The organism is Alteromonas gracilis, assembly GCF_002993325.1.
In the GTDB taxonomy this organism is placed as follows: domain Bacteria; phylum Pseudomonadota; class Gammaproteobacteria; order Enterobacterales; family Alteromonadaceae; genus Alteromonas; species Alteromonas gracilis.
Map to the genome: position 1 here is coordinate 37,645 of NZ_PVNO01000001.1, position 16,446 is coordinate 54,090.

The 16,446-nt window shown below is 43.2% G+C and carries 18 protein-coding genes and 1 other annotated feature; of the genes, 8 read left to right on the forward strand and 10 right to left on the reverse strand.

Features of this window, described 5'->3' with window-relative positions; all coding sequences use genetic code 11:
* Positions 1 to 7: 7 nt before the first annotated feature.
* Positions 8 to 910 carry an ATP phosphoribosyltransferase gene (gene hisG / locus C6Y39_RS00160; protein WP_105929309.1) on the reverse strand — a complete coding sequence of 301 codons (903 nt, stop codon included), beginning with the start codon at positions 908 to 910 and terminating at the stop codon, positions 8 to 10.
* Between the two features lie 50 nt (positions 911 to 960).
* Positions 961 to 1,078 (reverse strand) — a sequence feature (His leader region).
* Between the two features lie 230 nt (positions 1,079 to 1,308).
* On the opposite strand from hisG, the gene C6Y39_RS00165 reads away from it, so the two are divergent.
* The gene (locus tag C6Y39_RS00165; RefSeq protein ID WP_105929310.1) at positions 1,309 to 1,548 is read left to right on the forward strand and encodes a hypothetical protein; all 240 of its coding nucleotides are present in this window, start codon (positions 1,309 to 1,311) and stop codon (positions 1,546 to 1,548) included.
* Positions 1,549 to 1,563: 15 nt separating this feature from the next.
* Here the strand turns inward: C6Y39_RS00165 and C6Y39_RS00170 are convergent, their stop codons facing one another.
* Complete coding sequence (locus C6Y39_RS00170) at positions 1,564 to 2,337, reverse strand: ParA family protein (protein WP_105929311.1); 774 nt, start codon at positions 2,335 to 2,337, stop codon at positions 1,564 to 1,566.
* Positions 2,338 to 2,545: 208 nt separating this feature from the next.
* Between C6Y39_RS00170 and C6Y39_RS00175 the strand changes: the two genes are divergently transcribed.
* Positions 2,546 to 4,456, forward strand: a complete 1,911-nt coding sequence (locus C6Y39_RS00175; protein WP_167390594.1) for a TonB-dependent receptor domain-containing protein — start codon at positions 2,546 to 2,548, stop codon at positions 4,454 to 4,456.
* Positions 4,429 to 5,478, forward strand: a complete 1,050-nt coding sequence (locus C6Y39_RS00180) for an MBL fold metallo-hydrolase (protein ID WP_205664111.1) — start codon at positions 4,429 to 4,431, stop codon at positions 5,476 to 5,478. The genes C6Y39_RS00175 and C6Y39_RS00180 overlap by 28 nt, the downstream gene beginning before the upstream one ends.
* Before the next feature lie 71 nt (positions 5,479 to 5,549).
* Here C6Y39_RS00180 and C6Y39_RS00185 read toward each other — a convergent pair whose 3' ends face one another.
* From C6Y39_RS00185 to C6Y39_RS00200, 4 genes are all read right to left on the reverse strand, one after another.
* Positions 5,550 to 6,539, reverse strand: a complete 990-nt coding sequence (locus C6Y39_RS00185; protein ID WP_240618770.1) for a hypothetical protein — start codon at positions 6,537 to 6,539, stop codon at positions 5,550 to 5,552.
* Positions 6,540 to 6,848: 309 nt separating this feature from the next.
* Entirely contained in the window at positions 6,849 to 7,421 is a 573-nt protein-coding gene (locus tag C6Y39_RS00190; protein WP_105929313.1) for a lipid-binding SYLF domain-containing protein, read from the reverse strand.
* A gap of 161 nt (positions 7,422 to 7,582) precedes the next feature.
* Positions 7,583 to 7,828: a DUF6482 family protein gene (locus C6Y39_RS00195; protein WP_105929314.1), complete on the reverse strand. Its 246-nt coding sequence runs from the start codon at positions 7,826 to 7,828 to the stop codon at positions 7,583 to 7,585.
* Between the two features lie 144 nt (positions 7,829 to 7,972).
* Positions 7,973 to 8,455 carry a DUF2244 domain-containing protein gene (locus tag C6Y39_RS00200; RefSeq protein WP_105929315.1) on the reverse strand — a complete coding sequence of 161 codons (483 nt, stop codon included), beginning with the start codon at positions 8,453 to 8,455 and terminating at the stop codon, positions 7,973 to 7,975.
* 149 nt (positions 8,456 to 8,604) lie between these two features.
* Here C6Y39_RS00200 and C6Y39_RS00205 point away from each other — a divergent pair, with 149 nt between their 5' ends.
* The 3 genes from C6Y39_RS00205 to C6Y39_RS00215 all read left to right on the forward strand — a co-directional run bounded on the left by C6Y39_RS00205 (position 8,605) and on the right by C6Y39_RS00215 (position 11,345).
* On the forward strand, positions 8,605 to 9,516 hold the full coding sequence (locus C6Y39_RS00205; protein WP_105929316.1) for a sulfite exporter TauE/SafE family protein: 912 nt from the start codon (positions 8,605 to 8,607) through the stop codon (positions 9,514 to 9,516).
* 102 nt (positions 9,517 to 9,618) lie between these two features.
* On the forward strand, positions 9,619 to 10,923 hold the full coding sequence (locus tag C6Y39_RS00210; RefSeq protein WP_105929317.1) for an alpha-amylase family glycosyl hydrolase: 1,305 nt from the start codon (positions 9,619 to 9,621) through the stop codon (positions 10,921 to 10,923).
* A 200-nt stretch (positions 10,924 to 11,123) separates the two neighbouring features.
* Entirely contained in the window at positions 11,124 to 11,345 is a 222-nt protein-coding gene (locus C6Y39_RS00215; RefSeq protein WP_105929318.1) for a hypothetical protein, read from the forward strand.
* A 73-nt stretch (positions 11,346 to 11,418) separates the two neighbouring features.
* On the opposite strand, the gene C6Y39_RS00220 is transcribed toward C6Y39_RS00215, so the two are convergent.
* From C6Y39_RS00220 to C6Y39_RS00235, 4 genes are all read right to left on the reverse strand, one after another.
* Positions 11,419 to 11,895 carry a GFA family protein gene (locus C6Y39_RS00220; protein WP_452039164.1) on the reverse strand — a complete coding sequence of 159 codons (477 nt, stop codon included), beginning with the start codon at positions 11,893 to 11,895 and terminating at the stop codon, positions 11,419 to 11,421.
* Positions 11,896 to 12,068: 173 nt separating this feature from the next.
* The gene (locus C6Y39_RS00225; RefSeq protein ID WP_105929319.1) at positions 12,069 to 12,680 is read right to left on the reverse strand and encodes a phosphatase PAP2 family protein; all 612 of its coding nucleotides are present in this window, start codon (positions 12,678 to 12,680) and stop codon (positions 12,069 to 12,071) included.
* A gap of 148 nt (positions 12,681 to 12,828) precedes the next feature.
* Positions 12,829 to 13,473: an EF-hand domain-containing protein gene (locus tag C6Y39_RS00230; protein WP_105929320.1), complete on the reverse strand. Its 645-nt coding sequence runs from the start codon at positions 13,471 to 13,473 to the stop codon at positions 12,829 to 12,831.
* A 241-nt stretch (positions 13,474 to 13,714) separates the two neighbouring features.
* Positions 13,715 to 14,773: an aromatic ring-hydroxylating oxygenase subunit alpha gene (locus C6Y39_RS00235; protein ID WP_105929321.1), complete on the reverse strand. Its 1,059-nt coding sequence runs from the start codon at positions 14,771 to 14,773 to the stop codon at positions 13,715 to 13,717.
* 162 nt (positions 14,774 to 14,935) lie between these two features.
* Between C6Y39_RS00235 and C6Y39_RS00240 the strand changes: the two genes are divergently transcribed.
* Both C6Y39_RS00240 and C6Y39_RS00245 read left to right on the forward strand, forming a co-directional pair.
* Positions 14,936 to 15,856 (forward strand): cation diffusion facilitator family transporter, encoded by a 921-nt coding sequence (locus C6Y39_RS00240; protein WP_105929322.1) that lies wholly within the window; start codon positions 14,936 to 14,938, stop codon positions 15,854 to 15,856.
* A gap of 204 nt (positions 15,857 to 16,060) precedes the next feature.
* Complete coding sequence (locus tag C6Y39_RS00245) at positions 16,061 to 16,393, forward strand: hypothetical protein (protein WP_105929323.1); 333 nt, start codon at positions 16,061 to 16,063, stop codon at positions 16,391 to 16,393.
* Positions 16,394 to 16,446 lie beyond the last annotated feature (53 nt).

Below are 16,446 nucleotides of genomic sequence, written 5' to 3' on the forward strand. Positions count from 1 at the left end.
CTGCCTTTTAGCCCATCATTTTTTCGATTGGCATTACAAGAATAGAGCTACAACCAAGGACTTTGAGCTTTTCCATGGTTTCCCAGAATAAGGTTTCTGTAGAAACAACGTGGATAGCTACTTGCTCTTCGTTTCCAGCAAGTGGAAGTACCGTTGGATTTTCAGCACCTGGAAGTAGGCTTTTAACTTGCTCTAAATAAGCTTTTGGCGCGTGTAGCATGATGTACTTACTTTCTTTTGCCAGTAATACACCATCAACACGTGGCATTAGACGGTTAACCAGTGTTTCTTTCTCGTCGCTAAGTTCGCCGTCTGCGCGCTTAATAAGTACTGCTTTGCTGCGGAAGATAACGTCTTTTTCCACAAGGCCATTCGCTTCAAGTGTTGCGCCTGTAGAAACCAAGTCACAAATAGCGTCAGCGACACCCGCGCGCGGTGCAACTTCCACGGAACCTTGAAGCATTACGGCTTTTGCGTTGATGCCTTGGTCCTTGAAATAACGCTCAAGAAGGTAAGGGTAGGTGGTCGCTACCTTCTTGCCCTCTAGAGACTGAATGCCGTCATATTTCATTTCGTTAGGTACGGCAATGGACAAGCGGCAGCCGCCATAGTCTAGACGACGTAACACTTCATATTCAAACGGCTTACCCGCAGCTTTTCGCTCAAGCATTTTTTCTTCAAGCTCGTTTTCGCCGATAAAGCCAAGGTCACATACGCCATCCATAACAAGGCCTGGAATATCGTCGTCACGTACGCGAAGCAAATCAATAGGCTGGTTCGTTGAATGCGCAATCAGCAGGCGATCACGAATGTTCAGTTTTATGCCGATTGCTTTTAGAAGTGCGATGCTGTCATCACTTAAGCGACCTGATTTCTGTACGGCAATTCGAAGTCTGTTGCTGTTACTCATTGAAACGTTCCTTACACGTTGTGTTTTAACTTTTGATTGCGCCTAAAACGAAAAACCCCCGGAAGTTTCCTTCCGAGGGTCGAGAATTTTTCTATCTGCGCCGTTGGAAGGAAATATAGACCTTCCAGCACGAACCTGAAAGGTTATGCTTTGTGGTGATGGTGGTGTTTCGCCGCGCAGTTAATCATTTTGGTTAATCTAATTCCTAATTTCGAACGGCTGAAACATTAGCGGTTTGAGCCTCGATTTGCAAGGCAAAAGTGAACTCTTTTCCTACATTAACTCTAAATTAATATACATATAATAAAACTATTCGTTATGAATGAGTTGTGAACCATAATTTTGAGCACCATTCGGCCGATAAATTCTATAAACCCATACACATTTTAGGAGGGCGTATGAGCAACGATCTACTGTTTCCCATTTTGCCTCGTAATACCAAAGTGCCGATTGAACCCGATGAGCGGGTGAAAAAAGTGCAGAAAACAAAGAAGTCTGAGTACATTAGTGAAGAAGACCGCGACAATTTCCAAGACATAAAGCGTACCGAGGTAATTGATGCATCAGCTGAGAACTCGAAAGACAAAGAACGAGACAATAAGAGCGGCGGGCTTAAGCACATTGATATTGATGTTTAATATATCTTGTTAGCATTAGGTTTTATCTGCGTTTAGCTCTGCAAATAAGGCGGCGATCTGTCCCGTCGCTTTATGTTTAGGCAAATAGAAGGGAAGTGGAATACGCTTGGAATGGGACTCTTTCACCTTTACCGTGGCGCTGATATAGCTATCTAATACTGGTAAACCCTCCGACTTGAGTGAGTTCACCAATTCTCCAGGAAGCTTCGCCTGACTATTAAATTGATTAACTACAATACCCAATAAACGCAGCTCAGGATTGTGATCCTCTTTAAGCTCCATAGCATTGTCGAGCAACCGCAAAATAGCCTGTGCGGAAAAATCATCGCAATCAAAAGGAACGCAAAACCCATCTGCAGCAATAAGTGCCGCTTTAGAGTAAAAGTTGAAATTAGGTGGTGTGTCGATAAAAATGTTATCGAATTCGCCCTTTAATTCTTTTAGTGCGTCTTTAAGTTTAAAAATTTTGTATCGAGATTCGAGTTCTCGCTCTACGTCAGCCAAGGCTGGTGAGGAAGGCATAACAAAGAGGTTTTCAAAAGGGGTTGGATGAATAAACTCAATAGGCTTTTTAGCCGTTCTGAATATACCTACCACTTGTTTAAACATATCAGCAACAGAATTGCTTTTTTCGTTGGCGTCAAACCCCGCGTAGTGAGTACTGTTTCCCTGGGCATCTAAGTCTACTAATAGCGTTTTATGGCCCACCTTCGCGCTTTGTGCGGCTAAATTGGTACTAATCGTTGATTTACCCACCCCACCTTTTTGATTAAATACCACGACAATCATACGCAATCCCTATGTTGAAACAGTTATTGAACACATCAATTGACTAAAATATGCCCAAATACCATTGTGGATGCAAAGTATTGTTTTTATTTTGAACGATAGCTCTCTGTAAAAAACTTTAACGGGACGATAAAAACGAAATTCAACTTTACATCTTAATGATAATGATTATCATCAGCTTATTCTTTTTTATGTTAATCGATTAAGTATGCGTTTTACTCCCACTTTACTGGCAATTTCACTGTATTCATTGTTCTCTCAGAATGTTCTTGCTCAATCTAACGAACAAGATGATATGGAGAGCATCACTGTTACAGCTTCTGGCTTCGAACAACTTTTGTCACAAGCTCCCGCGTCAGTAAGCGTTATCGATAGAAAGCAACTTGTACAGCGCGCATACAAAGATATTACCGACGCCCTTCGCGATGTACCCGGTGTCACGGTTACGGGTGGCGGATACCGCCAAGATATAAGTGTTCGGGGCCTACCTGCACAATACACATCTATACTTGTTGATGGAAAAAAACAAACAGGTAGAGAGTCTCAGCCAAATGGCAGCGGCGGGTATGAACAAGATTGGTTGCCGCCATTGGACAGTATCGAACGAATTGAAATTGTGCGCGGGCCCATGTCTACCTTGTATGGTTCCGATGCAATGGGTGGCGTGATCAATATCATTACGCGAAAGAACTTTAGAAAGTGGAGCGGCAACCTTCGCGCAGAAACTAAAATTCAAGAAAACTCTGACAGTGGAACAGATAGTCAAGTCCAGCTCGCGTTTTCTGGGCCGTTAATCGAAAATTTGTTGAGCATTACAGCCAGCGGCCTTTATCAAAAGCGAGAAGAAGACAATATTGAGCGTGGTTATGCAGAAAAAGACCTCAGTAATATTCGTACAGCGTTTCACTTAACACCTAACACGACAGATGTACTAACGTTTGAATTCATTTCTCAAGATCAGACCCGCACCGCTACACCCGGTAAGTCTTTGCCAGAAAGAAACTCTTTATCAGAATTAGAGAGCGATAGGCAATCATATGCGCTGACTCACGAGGGGAAATATGGCGATGTGACTGCTCGCAGTTATATTCAGCAAGAGTCGGTAGAGAATGTGGGGAGAGACATCACCATTGATAATTTAGTGATAAATTCTCAATGGTCTTGGGTTGTTAGCGACAGTCATATGCTGACGTTAGGTGCAGAATTCCTTGAAGAGTCACTTGATGATTTTGATACAAATGGCGGTGATGCGACCAATATTGAAAATAGCCAGTGGTCTTTCTATGGCGAAGATGAATGGCGCATAACTGATAATTTAGCTTTTACGCTAGGCATTCGTCTTGATGACAATGAACAGTTTAGTTCCCAAGTTAGTCCTCGCGCCTACGCGGTATACAATATCAACGACAATTGGGTGTTGAAAGGTGGTGTCTCTACTGGCTATCGCACACCTGAGCTTCGCGAAATGGCTGATGGTTGGATTCAAGAAAGCCGTGGGGGCAACGTTTACGGCAATCCAGACCTGTCACCAGAAACTACGTTGAACAAAGAGCTTGCTCTGTACTATTCCGGTGATGCTGGCCTAGAGTACAGTATTACTGTCTTTCACAATGACTTCGATGACAAAATTGCCATTGCCTCTTGCGAGTTATCTGTTTGCCTAGATGAAACGGATCGCTACAACATCAACGTAGATGAAGCTGAGTCTTACGGCGCTGAATTTGCAGCAAAATATAATGTTGGGAATTGGTCATTTAACGGGGCCTACAGCTTTACTCGCTCAGAGCAAAAAACCGGTGAAAATCAAGGTTTGCCTTTAGTTCAGCAGCCTAAACATTTGTTCACATTGAACACCACATATCGTATTTCTCGAGAAAGCGAAATTTGGTCAAGATGGACCGTGAGGGGAGAAGAAACGGCGTTAACGTCAGTATCGTCGCGCTCAATTTTGTCTCCCGGCGTTGGTTTGTTTGATATAGGTTACAACACTAAACTAACGCGCAATGTTAAGTTGCAAACTGGGCTCTACAATGCATTTGATAAAACTATGCGCTACGAAGAGTTTGGGTATGTTGAAGATGGAAGAAGATTGTGGCTGGGGGTAAATTGGACGTTTTAAAAATAGTAGCTGTTGCATGGGCTGTTGGCTTTTGCGCCAATTGCATGGCTAGCTCAACGCTAACTGCTGATGATTATGCTCGTAAGGGGCTAGAGAGCACTACGCATTTTCCTGGCTTAGCAAGCTTGTGCGATATCAGTGCTCCGCCCAGAGATATGTTTAAACTCGGTGAAAAGCGACAGGAAAGACCTAAGCGTGCCGAGAGTGGAAGCAAGCCCGAACGCAAAGGCAAGGGGCGGCGCCAAATACCACCCCAGAAGGTCTTTGATAACCTCTATTACGTGGGGGCAGGCAACGTTGCAAGTTGGGCAATCGACACAGGCAAGAGCATTGTTCTGGTGGATGCCTTGAATAATAACGAGCAAGCTCAACAGTATATAGTTGATGGCCTTTCTGCACTCGGGTTAGGCAACAAGCCCATATCTCACCTGATTATTTCTCACGGTCACGGCGATCACTATGGTGGGTTTGAACTTATCAAGTCAACATACAATCCTCGCATCGTGATGAGTAATGTAGAGTGGGATTTCCTCGAAAACGATAAATTTGCCAGTTATCGGTGGGGTAAAAAGCCAAGCCGAGACGTGGGCGTAACCGATGGTGAAACGTTGAAAGTTAACGATACTGAACTCACGCTTTATGTTACGCCAGGTCATACTCCAGGTACGTTAACGGTCATTTTTCCCGTAACTGACGGTAACGAACAACATCGGGCTGTGTTATGGGGCGGTACTGGGCTCAACTATGGCCCTGATGTCTCGCGCATTCAGTCTTATACCGACTCTGCCATGACGATGAAACGATTAGTAAAAGAACAAAATATTGATGTTTTTTTATCGAACCATCCTAGTCGTGCCGGAACAAGAGAAAAGCTTGAAGCCTTAAGTAACCGGGAAAGTAATGAAAAACATGCCTTTGTTCAAGGTCAAGATGTCGTTGTTGAAGCATTTGAACTGCTTGAAAACTGCACACGCGCTCAGTGGATGAGGATTGAGGAAAAACAGCACGACCAACGTAATTAGGTCGCTTGTATCAAGGCAAGAAGAGGGGGCTTGATGGTTGCCTCATCCTCTTGCCAGTTCGTTACCCTATGCTATTTGCAAAGAGTGCGGTGATTGTTAAACCTTCTCACGCTCAGTAAACCCACTGCGAAAATAAAAATCGCAAACGTAGAGGGGGCACTAACTTCAGTTGAAGATGAGGTGGTAGCAAACGAACTCGCTAGTATGATTTCTCCGTTAACAATGGGATTATTGGTTAGATTAAACACCGGCCCGTTTAACGGCCCACCAGCGGGGAAAAGTGCATCGTAAAACGCGTTCAGAGAAAAATTATCAAAAGATACTCTTACTGCATTTCGAGACTCAGAGCATGAAGTGTTTGAGCACGACTTTTCAACTTCATTAACGAATATCCCCAAGCCAAAGTCGGCAATATTCAAACCAGCAAAAAGAGACTGATTTTCAAGTGCAGTAGCCGTAACGCTATTTCCCCACAGGCTCACCTCCACATCTACGATATCTGACGAACCTACTGTAGACAGGTTCACCATCGGTCCAGATGATGTATACCCATCAATTTGTGACACAGTGGAGAGTACATCAGCACTAAGCGTTAAAAAGCCGCTTATTCCAAGTAAGTCCGAGAATAAGTCGAGGTTAAGGTCGTTAATGGTTCCGCGGCCTGACGTAAAAAAGCTTGCTTGAACAAAACTCGTTAAAGACGATTGAGATTCACCTTCAATAATGGCCGTAGATGCAATGCTATCAAACTCTGTAACGTCAATCGGGCCGCCCAACATACCTGATACGTCTGCGCTTGCGCCGATTATTGTGTCACTCTGTGAATAATTTTCAGGTGCACTACCGCTGGTGTGAGCTAAGTTGATAGTTGAGTTAGCAACAGCGGTGACAATATTACCTACATTGCTAGTAATGGACAGGTCGACATGGACGGCATTCCCATAACTGCTGCCTATGATAGATGCGTTTGACGAAAAACTGACTGCTGCCGAAGCGCAAAATGCGCTCGTTAATATCGTTCTTGCTACTGCTCTTATCACTTTGTTGTTGTGTGGTTGCATGATGAACCCCTCGTTAACGGCTTAGCGTGCTGCTAAGCGAGCCTTTTACAAATAAAGCGTAGCCACGAGTATTCAATTCAGTTATGAGGGTTTCCCCCTAAATTTAGACTTTCATATAAAGGAGCGGTGGAGAGAGAATCTATGTTGGTAACACAACACTGCTTATTTATTTGTTCCAAATTGCCTATATATTTTGAGTGGAAGAAAGCATATTGTGCAGAAAAAAATAAAAAGGCCTCTTGCATTTAAGAGGCCTTCGGTGAGTTGGAGAACTAATCACTAATTTGATTAGGAATAGTTAGGGCTGAATTAGTTTAGTTCTTTATCCACCCAAAATTTGGTGCCTTTTACCGTAGCCTGTAACGTTAGACCGCTTTCAGTCATGGTGTAAACCGTTACGTTACCAAGGTAACCTTCTCCTTCTGCTGAAGCGCCCTTGTTACCCGCTTTTGCTGCTACGTCAGCATTTCCGCCTAATGTCCATCCGTTATCAATGAAGTAGTTCATTGCTTTTTGCGTGTGGAATACCATTACAATTCGATAATCTTTTGCGCCCAACCCCAGTCCAACGCCGCCTTCTGCCATATTCATATACGTTTTCGCGCCAGTGACGTTATTGTTCACAACACCATAGCCTGTGCCTGCGGCAACAAATAAAACATTGATATTGGCGTTGGTAAACACTGCGTAACCCGCAGCATCTCTGATTTGAGAGCGTGTATCCGGTTTCTCGATGTATAAACGAGTAAGCGCGTTTTCCTGCATGTCTAGAATGGCCTGTTGTTTTTCGGCGACAGTGCCACTACCCATTGAGGCGCACGCGGTAAGCGTCATAATGGCGGTAAATAGTAGTGATTTGACAGTTAACTTACTAATATTCATGCAGTTCTCCTTAGCATGTAGGTACTTCACAGCGATTAGAAAAAACGGTTTCCATAGAGTCAAACTCAAAAACAAACACGCTTTTCCTACGTTAGTTATGCAGTACGCAAAAAACGTGCTAATCAGTGCAAAATGCTGTCAAATTGTTCGTTATTTATTGTTTACCACTCAATTTCAAGCTCCAATGCCCCTGGATGATCGGTTTGTCCTACCATCTCTTCGTAGGGCGTACTCTGTCGAAGCCATACTTTATCGAAAGTTTCCGAGTGGAAGTGTTCTCTTATTTCATTCAAACAATGAAATGTCTTTGGTTCAGACTTATTATCACGAACTAGAGTACGAGCGCTTCCCATGCCTGTTGACGCTAAATAATTACCGCCTTCCAATGACTCTATATATAAATTCATAAAAGTATCCCCTTAATGTCGCCGTTAATAATTACAACTGCTTTATATTAATTAGTTGAAACCCCGTACTATGATCATTAATTTTGTGTCATAGTCTCAGCGCAAAGACGTCAAGCATTTTTGTTTCTATAGTTCTAGAACTAATCACCACCACTTGTTCGTACATATCATTATTCCCGTTGTCTTCAAGCTATCGTGTACGCGCTGCTTATCATCCGCGTTTAAAAAAGCACCAAGCTCAAACTGTTGAAGGTGGGTTTGCAGTACCAATCGGGGAAGGCGCTTTTTTTCAGTATCTTTGAAAAAATAAAGGGATGTGTCGTGGCGAGGAAAACGCAAATGAGCGCCATTTGAACATTGAACAAAAATAGTTTGAGGGGAAATTAGCACCGTTTGCCATTGGTAGGTGGCTTTTGAAACCAAATACATAATGAGTGTCAGTAACCCTACTTCTATTCCAGCAAATGGTAAAATGACCCATGCGCCCGCAAATGCCCACGCGATGGCAATTGAGCTTATAAACAGCCCGAAGCTTGCCATAAGAAATTTCGTTTGTTGCCATGTTGCCGAGCGATTTGGCGAAAGGTGCAGTTGCACCTGCTGCTCAAATGTAGATACTTCAACCATGTTTTTACAAAATGCTGTATACGATAATTGTGTAAGTAAAAGCTTATACGCGATGTAATAACAATAGTTTGAAATTTGTACAAATGCGATTTGCTATTTAGTGCATTTAGCTTGTAACCGAATATTGTCGTATTTTTTTAAGGACCATTGTGACTTCTTTTATCAAGCGAAACCCTGGCAAGAAATTACTGCTTGGCACGTTGTTATGTGCTTGGATAATCTTATTACTCGCCCAGCCTTCTACTTTAGAACTCATTAAAGATTATGGCCTGTTCGGTGGGCTTGGAGTGGTTGGCGCTATTTTTGCGAATGCTACTGGTGCTGGTGGTGGCGTTGTCTTCGTGCCGTTTTTTAATTACTTACTGTTTTCGCCACAAAGCGTGGTGGCGACGAGTTTTGCCATTCAGTGCTGCGGCATGACGGCAGGGGCGCTGACGTGGGCCACCTATTTTAGACAGCAACACCGCCATGACGATTATTGGAAAGCGCTACCAAGCGCATTAATGCTGTCGGTTCCTGCGTCGATTTGTGGAATAGGATTCGCTCAATATTCTTCACAAAGTACGCGATTACTTGAGCAATTTTGGGGTGGGGCTAACAACCTGCATATCGCTTTTGGAAGCTTTTCCATCTTACTAGCAATAGCGATTTTCGCTTCTATTCCGCTGATGAAGCGTACACATTTCGAAAAAGATCTCTCCACAAAAGATTTAGTGTTGCTGCCATTCATCGGCTTTGTTGGAGGAATTATTACGGCGTGGCTATCTGTAGGCGTGGGGGAACTTGTTGCAGTATACCTAATTATTCGTGGCTTTAACGTAACTATGTCCATCGCTATCGCCGTCATTTTATCTGCCTTTACTGTGTGGTCATCCTTGCCTTATCACGTATTTATTAGCGACGCTATTGTGTGGCATGTGGTCTTGTTTGCCGGTGCGGGAGCCATCGTGGGTGGAATGATAGCCAAATACGTGGTTTTGGCATTCTCTGTACAGCGATTAAAACTTTTTTTCGGCATGTGGGTACTAATTTTAGGTATGACGAGTTTACCTATATTTTAAGCCGCTCAATTAATGGTATTTAAGTGACTGACAGGTTACGAGCTAACAATTACCCCAGGCGCAAACTCAGTTTTCAATTTCGCATGAACAAGGAAAGATAATATGGATATCAATCCTGAACCTCAGAAACGCTACAACGTTTTGCAGCCACAATGGTCTTCGCATGCTGTCATCTATCAGGTGAACACGCGGCAGTTTTCGAAAAAAGGAAATTTTGACGGGGTAAGAGAAGGGCTAGCTCACATAAAGTCTCTTGGAGCAGATATTGTCTGGTTAATGCCTATACATCCTATTGGGGAAAAAAATCGCAAAGGTGAGTTGGGAAGCCCTTATGCGGTTAAAGACTATTTAGCAGTAAATCCAGAATTCGGAACTGAAAAGGATTTTAAAGCACTGGTAGATGAGGCACATCGATTATCGTTAAAGATAATTATCGACTGGGTGCCAAATCACAGCGCGTGGGATAATCCTTTAGTAGACCAATACCCAGAATGGTACGCCAAAGATTATAAAGGAGACTTTCGTCCTTCTCCCTGGTGGGATTGGAGTGACATTATTGAGTTTGATTATGAGCAAGTCGGTTTAAGAAAATACATGATTGAGGCCCTATGCTACTGGGTCGAGACCTTTGATATTGACGGCTTTCGTTGTGATGTAGCGGGCTATGTACCCAATGATTTTTGGCAACAAGCGGTAAGAAAACTAAACACCATTAAACCTGTGTTTATGTTGGCGGAATGGGAAAATCGCGATTTACATGAAAATGCCTTCAATATGACGTATGCATGGAGCTGGAACGAAACGCTTCATGAGCTGGCGCATGGTCGATGCTCACTTGATAGGCTGCGTAAATACTATTCGTGGAACGAGAGAAGCTGGCCGCATTCCGCTTACAGAATGACGTTTGTTAGCAATCACGATAAAAACGCGTGGGACGGCACGCACCGTGAGCAGTTCGGTGATGCGCTTGAGGCATGTATTGCCCTTTCTGTAGTGGGTGAGGGCATGCCACTAATACACAACGGGCAGGAAGCTGGTGAAACGAAACGGCTAGCTTTTTTTGAGCGAGATCCTATCGATTGGCAAGAGCATGAGATTGGTACGTTGTACCGCAAACTGATAGCGCTTAAAAAATCTAAAGCGGTATTGGGGAACGGAGAATTTGGAAAAAGAATGATTCAAGTTCCAAACTCCAATATGGATAAAGTGTTTAGCTTTGTACGCCATAACGAAGACGAAAAAGTGTTTGTGATCATCAATTTTTCTCGCGAAAAAGTAGACGTTATGTTCGCAGAACCTTTGTTTGAAAGTGAGTATGCACATTGGGATTCTGGTGAACATATCACTTTTAATGCTGACTCATCTACCAAGCTTGGGCCATGGGAATTTCAAATTTGGGTGGCCTAATAGGGCTGGCTACTATCGGCTACGGTTTAGATGGTAGAAGATAAACGTGGTGCGGGTGATGTCTTTTAGTGTTTTGAATCCTTCAGATTAAGACAGCATTTATCGAAATATACTGATCGATATGAGTCTTGCTCAACTACAAAACCTAAATGAAAGTTCATCATGCTAGTTTACGCTCGAACACATATTAAGGACACCGTATGACGTCTAAAGAATCAAACGAGAAAACAACCGATCGTTCCCTAGGGAATTTTGCTGCCGTTAAAACCTCGATCGCAAATGGTGATGCTGAGGAAGTAAAGGCGCGATTAGAGGGAAATGCGCTTGATAAGCTTGAAAAAGATTACCTGATTGATCTTGCGAGATTAAGCGGGAATGCTGAAATGGTGGGCATTATAGAGGCCGTTCCGGTTAGCGATTAAATTTGAGAACCAGAAGGCGGGGAGCAATTGTAACTTAGTATTCTAGGCAAAAATTTATTTTCGAAATGCTTCGCTACTCAGGCAAACCTTCAAGTTTTCTTATGTTTACTACATTACTTTCCCAAGAGGCTTTGCTGGACATAAAGATATGAGCAGTAGGTATTACTGCTACATCAGTGTCCAGACATCCCGCCGGTACAACTAGTATTCCTGAGGAGTGGTTGTTTGGCAACGCCGTCCCGCAATCCTTACAGAAGCTTTTTTGGTGTTGGCTTCCGGCAAGTGTAAACGACGAGATGTTGTCTTCACCTGAACACCAAATTAGCTTGCCCGTCTGAGAAAAAAGGTTAGCAGCAAAGGCGGAACCTGTGTCTTTTTGACAATGCTTACAGTGACACAAATAGAAACTCTCGAATTCAGCTTCAATCTCAAAAGTTACTGCACCACATAGGCAAGAACCAACATAATTAGTCATAACGTTTCCTGTATCAGACGGAAATAAGGGCAAGTCTCGCATGCCAAACTCTGCGCTAGCTAAGTATTTACGCATGAACTCGCATCTTTCAAGTACTATTTTTCAACGTACTTGATGCCCCGTGGGCGCCAGGAAAATGGATCGAATTGGACTTTCTTACTGCCGGGGGTAGGGCGCAGGTTTAAACGAATAGAAGGAGCTAACGACATGTTAGCCCTGAATATTGAACGATTGCCCTGTGTAACATTTTAAGTGTGGGGGCGCTTTTTAACTAACTGCTTAGTTTCAGCAATTACGGGGTTTTCTAACTTAGAAACCGCATAGGCAACACCAAACCCCAAACAGCTACCTACTAGCACATCGGATAGGTGGTGGGCATCTCGCATAGTTCTAGACTTTCCAATTACTGCGGTTGCTGCAAGCCCAGCAGCAGATGCTAAAAGCAATGGGCCTGAAGAACGGGGTATAGAGCCTGCCACAGCCGCTATTGCACTGGCGTGGCCTGATGGCATGGCGTTGTATTTGTCTTTCAACGCTGGCCCCTTAAATGCCGGCCCTGATTCTGCCCGGGGGCGTTTCCGGCCAATTAGTCGTTTAAGTCCCGCATTCAATAAGCCTGCAACCGACGCTGAGATCGTGGATTTTAAAAGAAACCGCTGTAGTTTCGGCGTATTTGAAAATGTTGAAAGCGTGTAAGCCGCGCCGGTAATTGCTGCGACGGAAGGGGGAGTGGTCGCTTTGCTCAGTGTATCTGAAGTTATTAAGCTTCCTGTACCAGAAGTTGATTTATCCCGTCTCCTGTTTATCTTGGTTAGGGTTTTAAATGCCAGTAAGCTTTTTATGCTTGTAGAAAGTAACATGATTGATTCCTTAAAAATTCACGGTGAAGCGAAGCAATCCGCTTGCTGCCAATGCGGTAAGATTCACTCACAGGTTCGAATACTCACTTCAAGTAACGAATCTTGTAAGTGAAAAAAGCCGCAGATGCGGCTTTTTTACCTATTTGAATTACTCTTCAGAATCATTCTTCATGCTTTGATACTGGGTATATTCTATACGCGTGATGAGTTCATCGTTGTTAGAATCAATGTCATCAAAATCACGGGTTACGCCGCTTCGCGATGCTTCAGCTTTAGTAAGTTCACCGTCGTTATTGGAATCCATCATTTCAAATTTGCTCTCGGCAACCACTGTCTTTTCTGCTTTTACATCAATTTCCTTTTCAATGACTTTCTCATTTACTTCTGGCTCGGTGGTAGCCTGCAGTTCATGGGTCATTTTCTTGTCCTGCACCGAGCTCACTTGTTCGTCAATTTCACTATCAACCGCTACATACGTTTCCATTGTTCCTTCTTCATGGATACTTTCTTGTGCCGCTCGTGCTGAAGAAACAACATCACCGTCGAAATGTTGAGGATATCTCTCAATATGGGCGTCAAATTCCTTCATTGAAAGTTGCGTATCTGCGTTCTTATCGATTCGCGTAAAGTGCGCAAAAATATCACTGTCTTTAGCTTCTGCTCGCGAAATATATCCATTGCCGTCTTTATCTAAATTCGCGAATGATGAGTCTATTTTTTCCATATCATCACCAGCAAATGCCATAGTAGAAAGTGCTGTGCTGATAAGTGTTGCGATTGTTAACTTTTTCATATCTTGCTCCTTGGTTTACGGCCTCCATACTGCTCTAAAACGGAGGAGAGAATTCTATATGAGTGATTCACAGTACATGCCATTCTCTAAAAATATATATATTTCATTTAGATAGGACTATTGGCGTCGTCACGGCGCTGGCGATAATTGTGATAAATATAGGAATTTCTGAAAAAGTTACTCGGTATCGTTAATAAAAAGTGAACAGCCTTGTTCAGCTCGTCGTCAATCACACTAGCTACTATTCAGTGCCGGCCAACCAGTTGTAGAAGTGGGCTACTCCAGCTTCTAGAAAAGGTTCAATAGGGCCGTGTTCTTCTTCACCTGTTGAAAACAACGCTCGCCGTCCCTTTTCTAACAACAGGCAGGCTTCTTCGTCTTCTAAAGCCGTTTCCATGTAAGCGCGCTTTTCAGCAGTAAAGTAGTGTGGCATGGCTTCATGCAGTGATTTTGAATAGTAAAATTCTACGTGGTTTGTGCATGCATCTGCGCCCTTGGGGTAGATGGTGCTGACTACAATAATGTCTGGGTACCATTCAATCATGATGTTAGGGTATAAAAAGCACCAAATTGCGCCATATTTTGGAAGCGTATTACCATAGTGGCTCAAAAGTGCATCTTGGAATTCGCGATAATTGTCGGTAGTACGTTTCGTAAGCTCGCGACCCAGCCCTACTTTTTGTATTGAGAAGTCCTCACCAAACGACCACTCTAAGTCATCTGCTTTCACGAATTGGCGTAGCCCAGGGTGCATTGAATAAACATGATAATTTTCAAGATATATTTCTACAAAGGTCTTCCAATTGAATTTGTATTCAGCTGTTTCAGAGCCTGCATAGAAATAGCCAGTAAAGTCTAGGTACTCGTCTAGTCCAAGTGAAGTCAGATCTAGTTGAGGAGCACGGCCGCGAAACAACAGGCCGTTCCATGTTGTTAGTGATTCTTTTTTTAACTGTCCATTAGGGGCATCAGTAAAGTGAGGCGTGCCTTTTAACAGCCCTGTGTTGTCATAACCCCAACAGTGCAATTTGCATACGATATTTCGGGTTCGACCACTTCCTTCAAGTAGCTTGGCCTGTCGGTGTAAACAAACGTTAGATATAAGTTCATAGCTCTCGCCCTGATTAAAAAGTGCATAACGGTCGTTAAAATGGGGCAATACTTGATAGCTAAACTTCTCGGGCACCATTAACGAATGGCCTGCATATGCAACTCCGCGAGAGAAAGCTTGCTGGACTTCCTTATGGCTTTCGTCAGCATCAAAATAACTTTTAATGGAAGGGTGAGTAATGATTTTCATAGTTTAAAAGGTGGCCTAAAAATGCATCGCATTTCGTCGATTTTATGTAGGCGCTATTTATCACTGAATTGGTTAAAAAAATAGCAATATTTTTCATTGAGCCACTATTTTTTTTAAAATATCAGAGTAGAATCCGCGCACCCTAATTTTGTAGTGACTTTCATGGACATTGGTTTCCATCACTCTGAAGAAAAGCGGTTGCTTACGCTTTCCTTTTACATCGCCGGCGTTTTTGTCTTTGTTGCGCTCGGTTTCGCTATTGCAACTCACTCAGGCGCAATTTTATTCGATGCGGCGTACTCCTTAATTGCATTTGTTATGTCAACGTTAACGCTTAAAGTGGCGAGTCTAGTTCAGCGCCCAGACGATGACCGCTTTCATTTTGGCTACACCGCAATTGAACCTACTTTGAACATGTTCAAGTCGCTGATAATTATAGTTACTTGCATATATGCCGTAGCGAGCTCTATTCAAAGTGTTATCGCAGGTGGCAACCCTTCCAACTATGACATTGGTATGTTTTACGGTGTGGTAGCAACCGCAGGCTGCTTTGGCATTTCGTTTTACATGCGTATTAAAGGGAAACACTTACTGTCAGACTTAGTCAGGGTAGATTCGCATACTTGGATGATCGATGGAGTGTTAAGCGCATCCATACTCCTCGCTTTCATTTTGGCGTACGTTCTTGAGGGGACGCAATATAGTATGCTTGCGCCCTACGTCGACCCGGTACTCCTCATCGTTCTTGGCTCTGCGATGTTGCCCGTGCCATTTAAAATTTTGCGGGAAAGCCTTAATGAGGTAATAAATAAAGCGCCGCCCGAAGCTATCTCGGCTGTAATTGAGAAAAAGTTTAAAAAGACGTTGGCTGACGTCCCTTACGAGCATGTTGAAGTTCGCATAAGTAAGCGCGGAAGAGATATGTATTTGTTAGTTCATATCATTGTAGATGATGCATTTTCTATCGCGACTATAAGTGATTTAGACGAAATCAGGCTTAAATGCGAAGCCGAGATGCGAGAGTGGGATCCGTCCATCATCATGGATATTTTATTTATTAAAGATCCCGAATTAGCGGAGTAAATTTTTGTTAGGGCTAGGCATACTTACTTTGTGAGCGATTTAATTTACCGCGCCAAATGCTGAACGTCTTAACAGAATGAAGCTAACTTATGTTGTCGAGTTTAAAGTAGGGGATGTAAGTAATTTCGCAACCACTGCAAGGCTTTACTGGCTAATTACGAGAACATTTCCGATAATCAAGTTTTTAAGTCATGCGAATGTGTAATGGAAACTCGACTGCCCCTTTATAAAAAATTGCTGGTTATGTATCGAATTGAGCCGGGGTGTCTAGGGCCGCAAGGCGCTGATTACGTCGAGGAATTTTGCGTTTTTGCTAAACAAAAGCTTAAAGACAGGCATAGTCATTGTTTACGATGGGCAATTAAACCTCGCTATGACAAATCTTTGCCCGAGTTAGAGTTTCAGATAAAAAACGGAACTTTGTCTCGCGACAATGCAGCTAAGTATATGACACGTTTCGATATAGACATAGATGGGTTTGAAGAAACGCTGGATGAAGAGCTTGCTGATTTGGTTGACGCGTTTTTCGAGCGATGAAGTAGGGAACAAACGGCGAAAGCAAAAACAAAAAGGCCTCGATATCTATATCA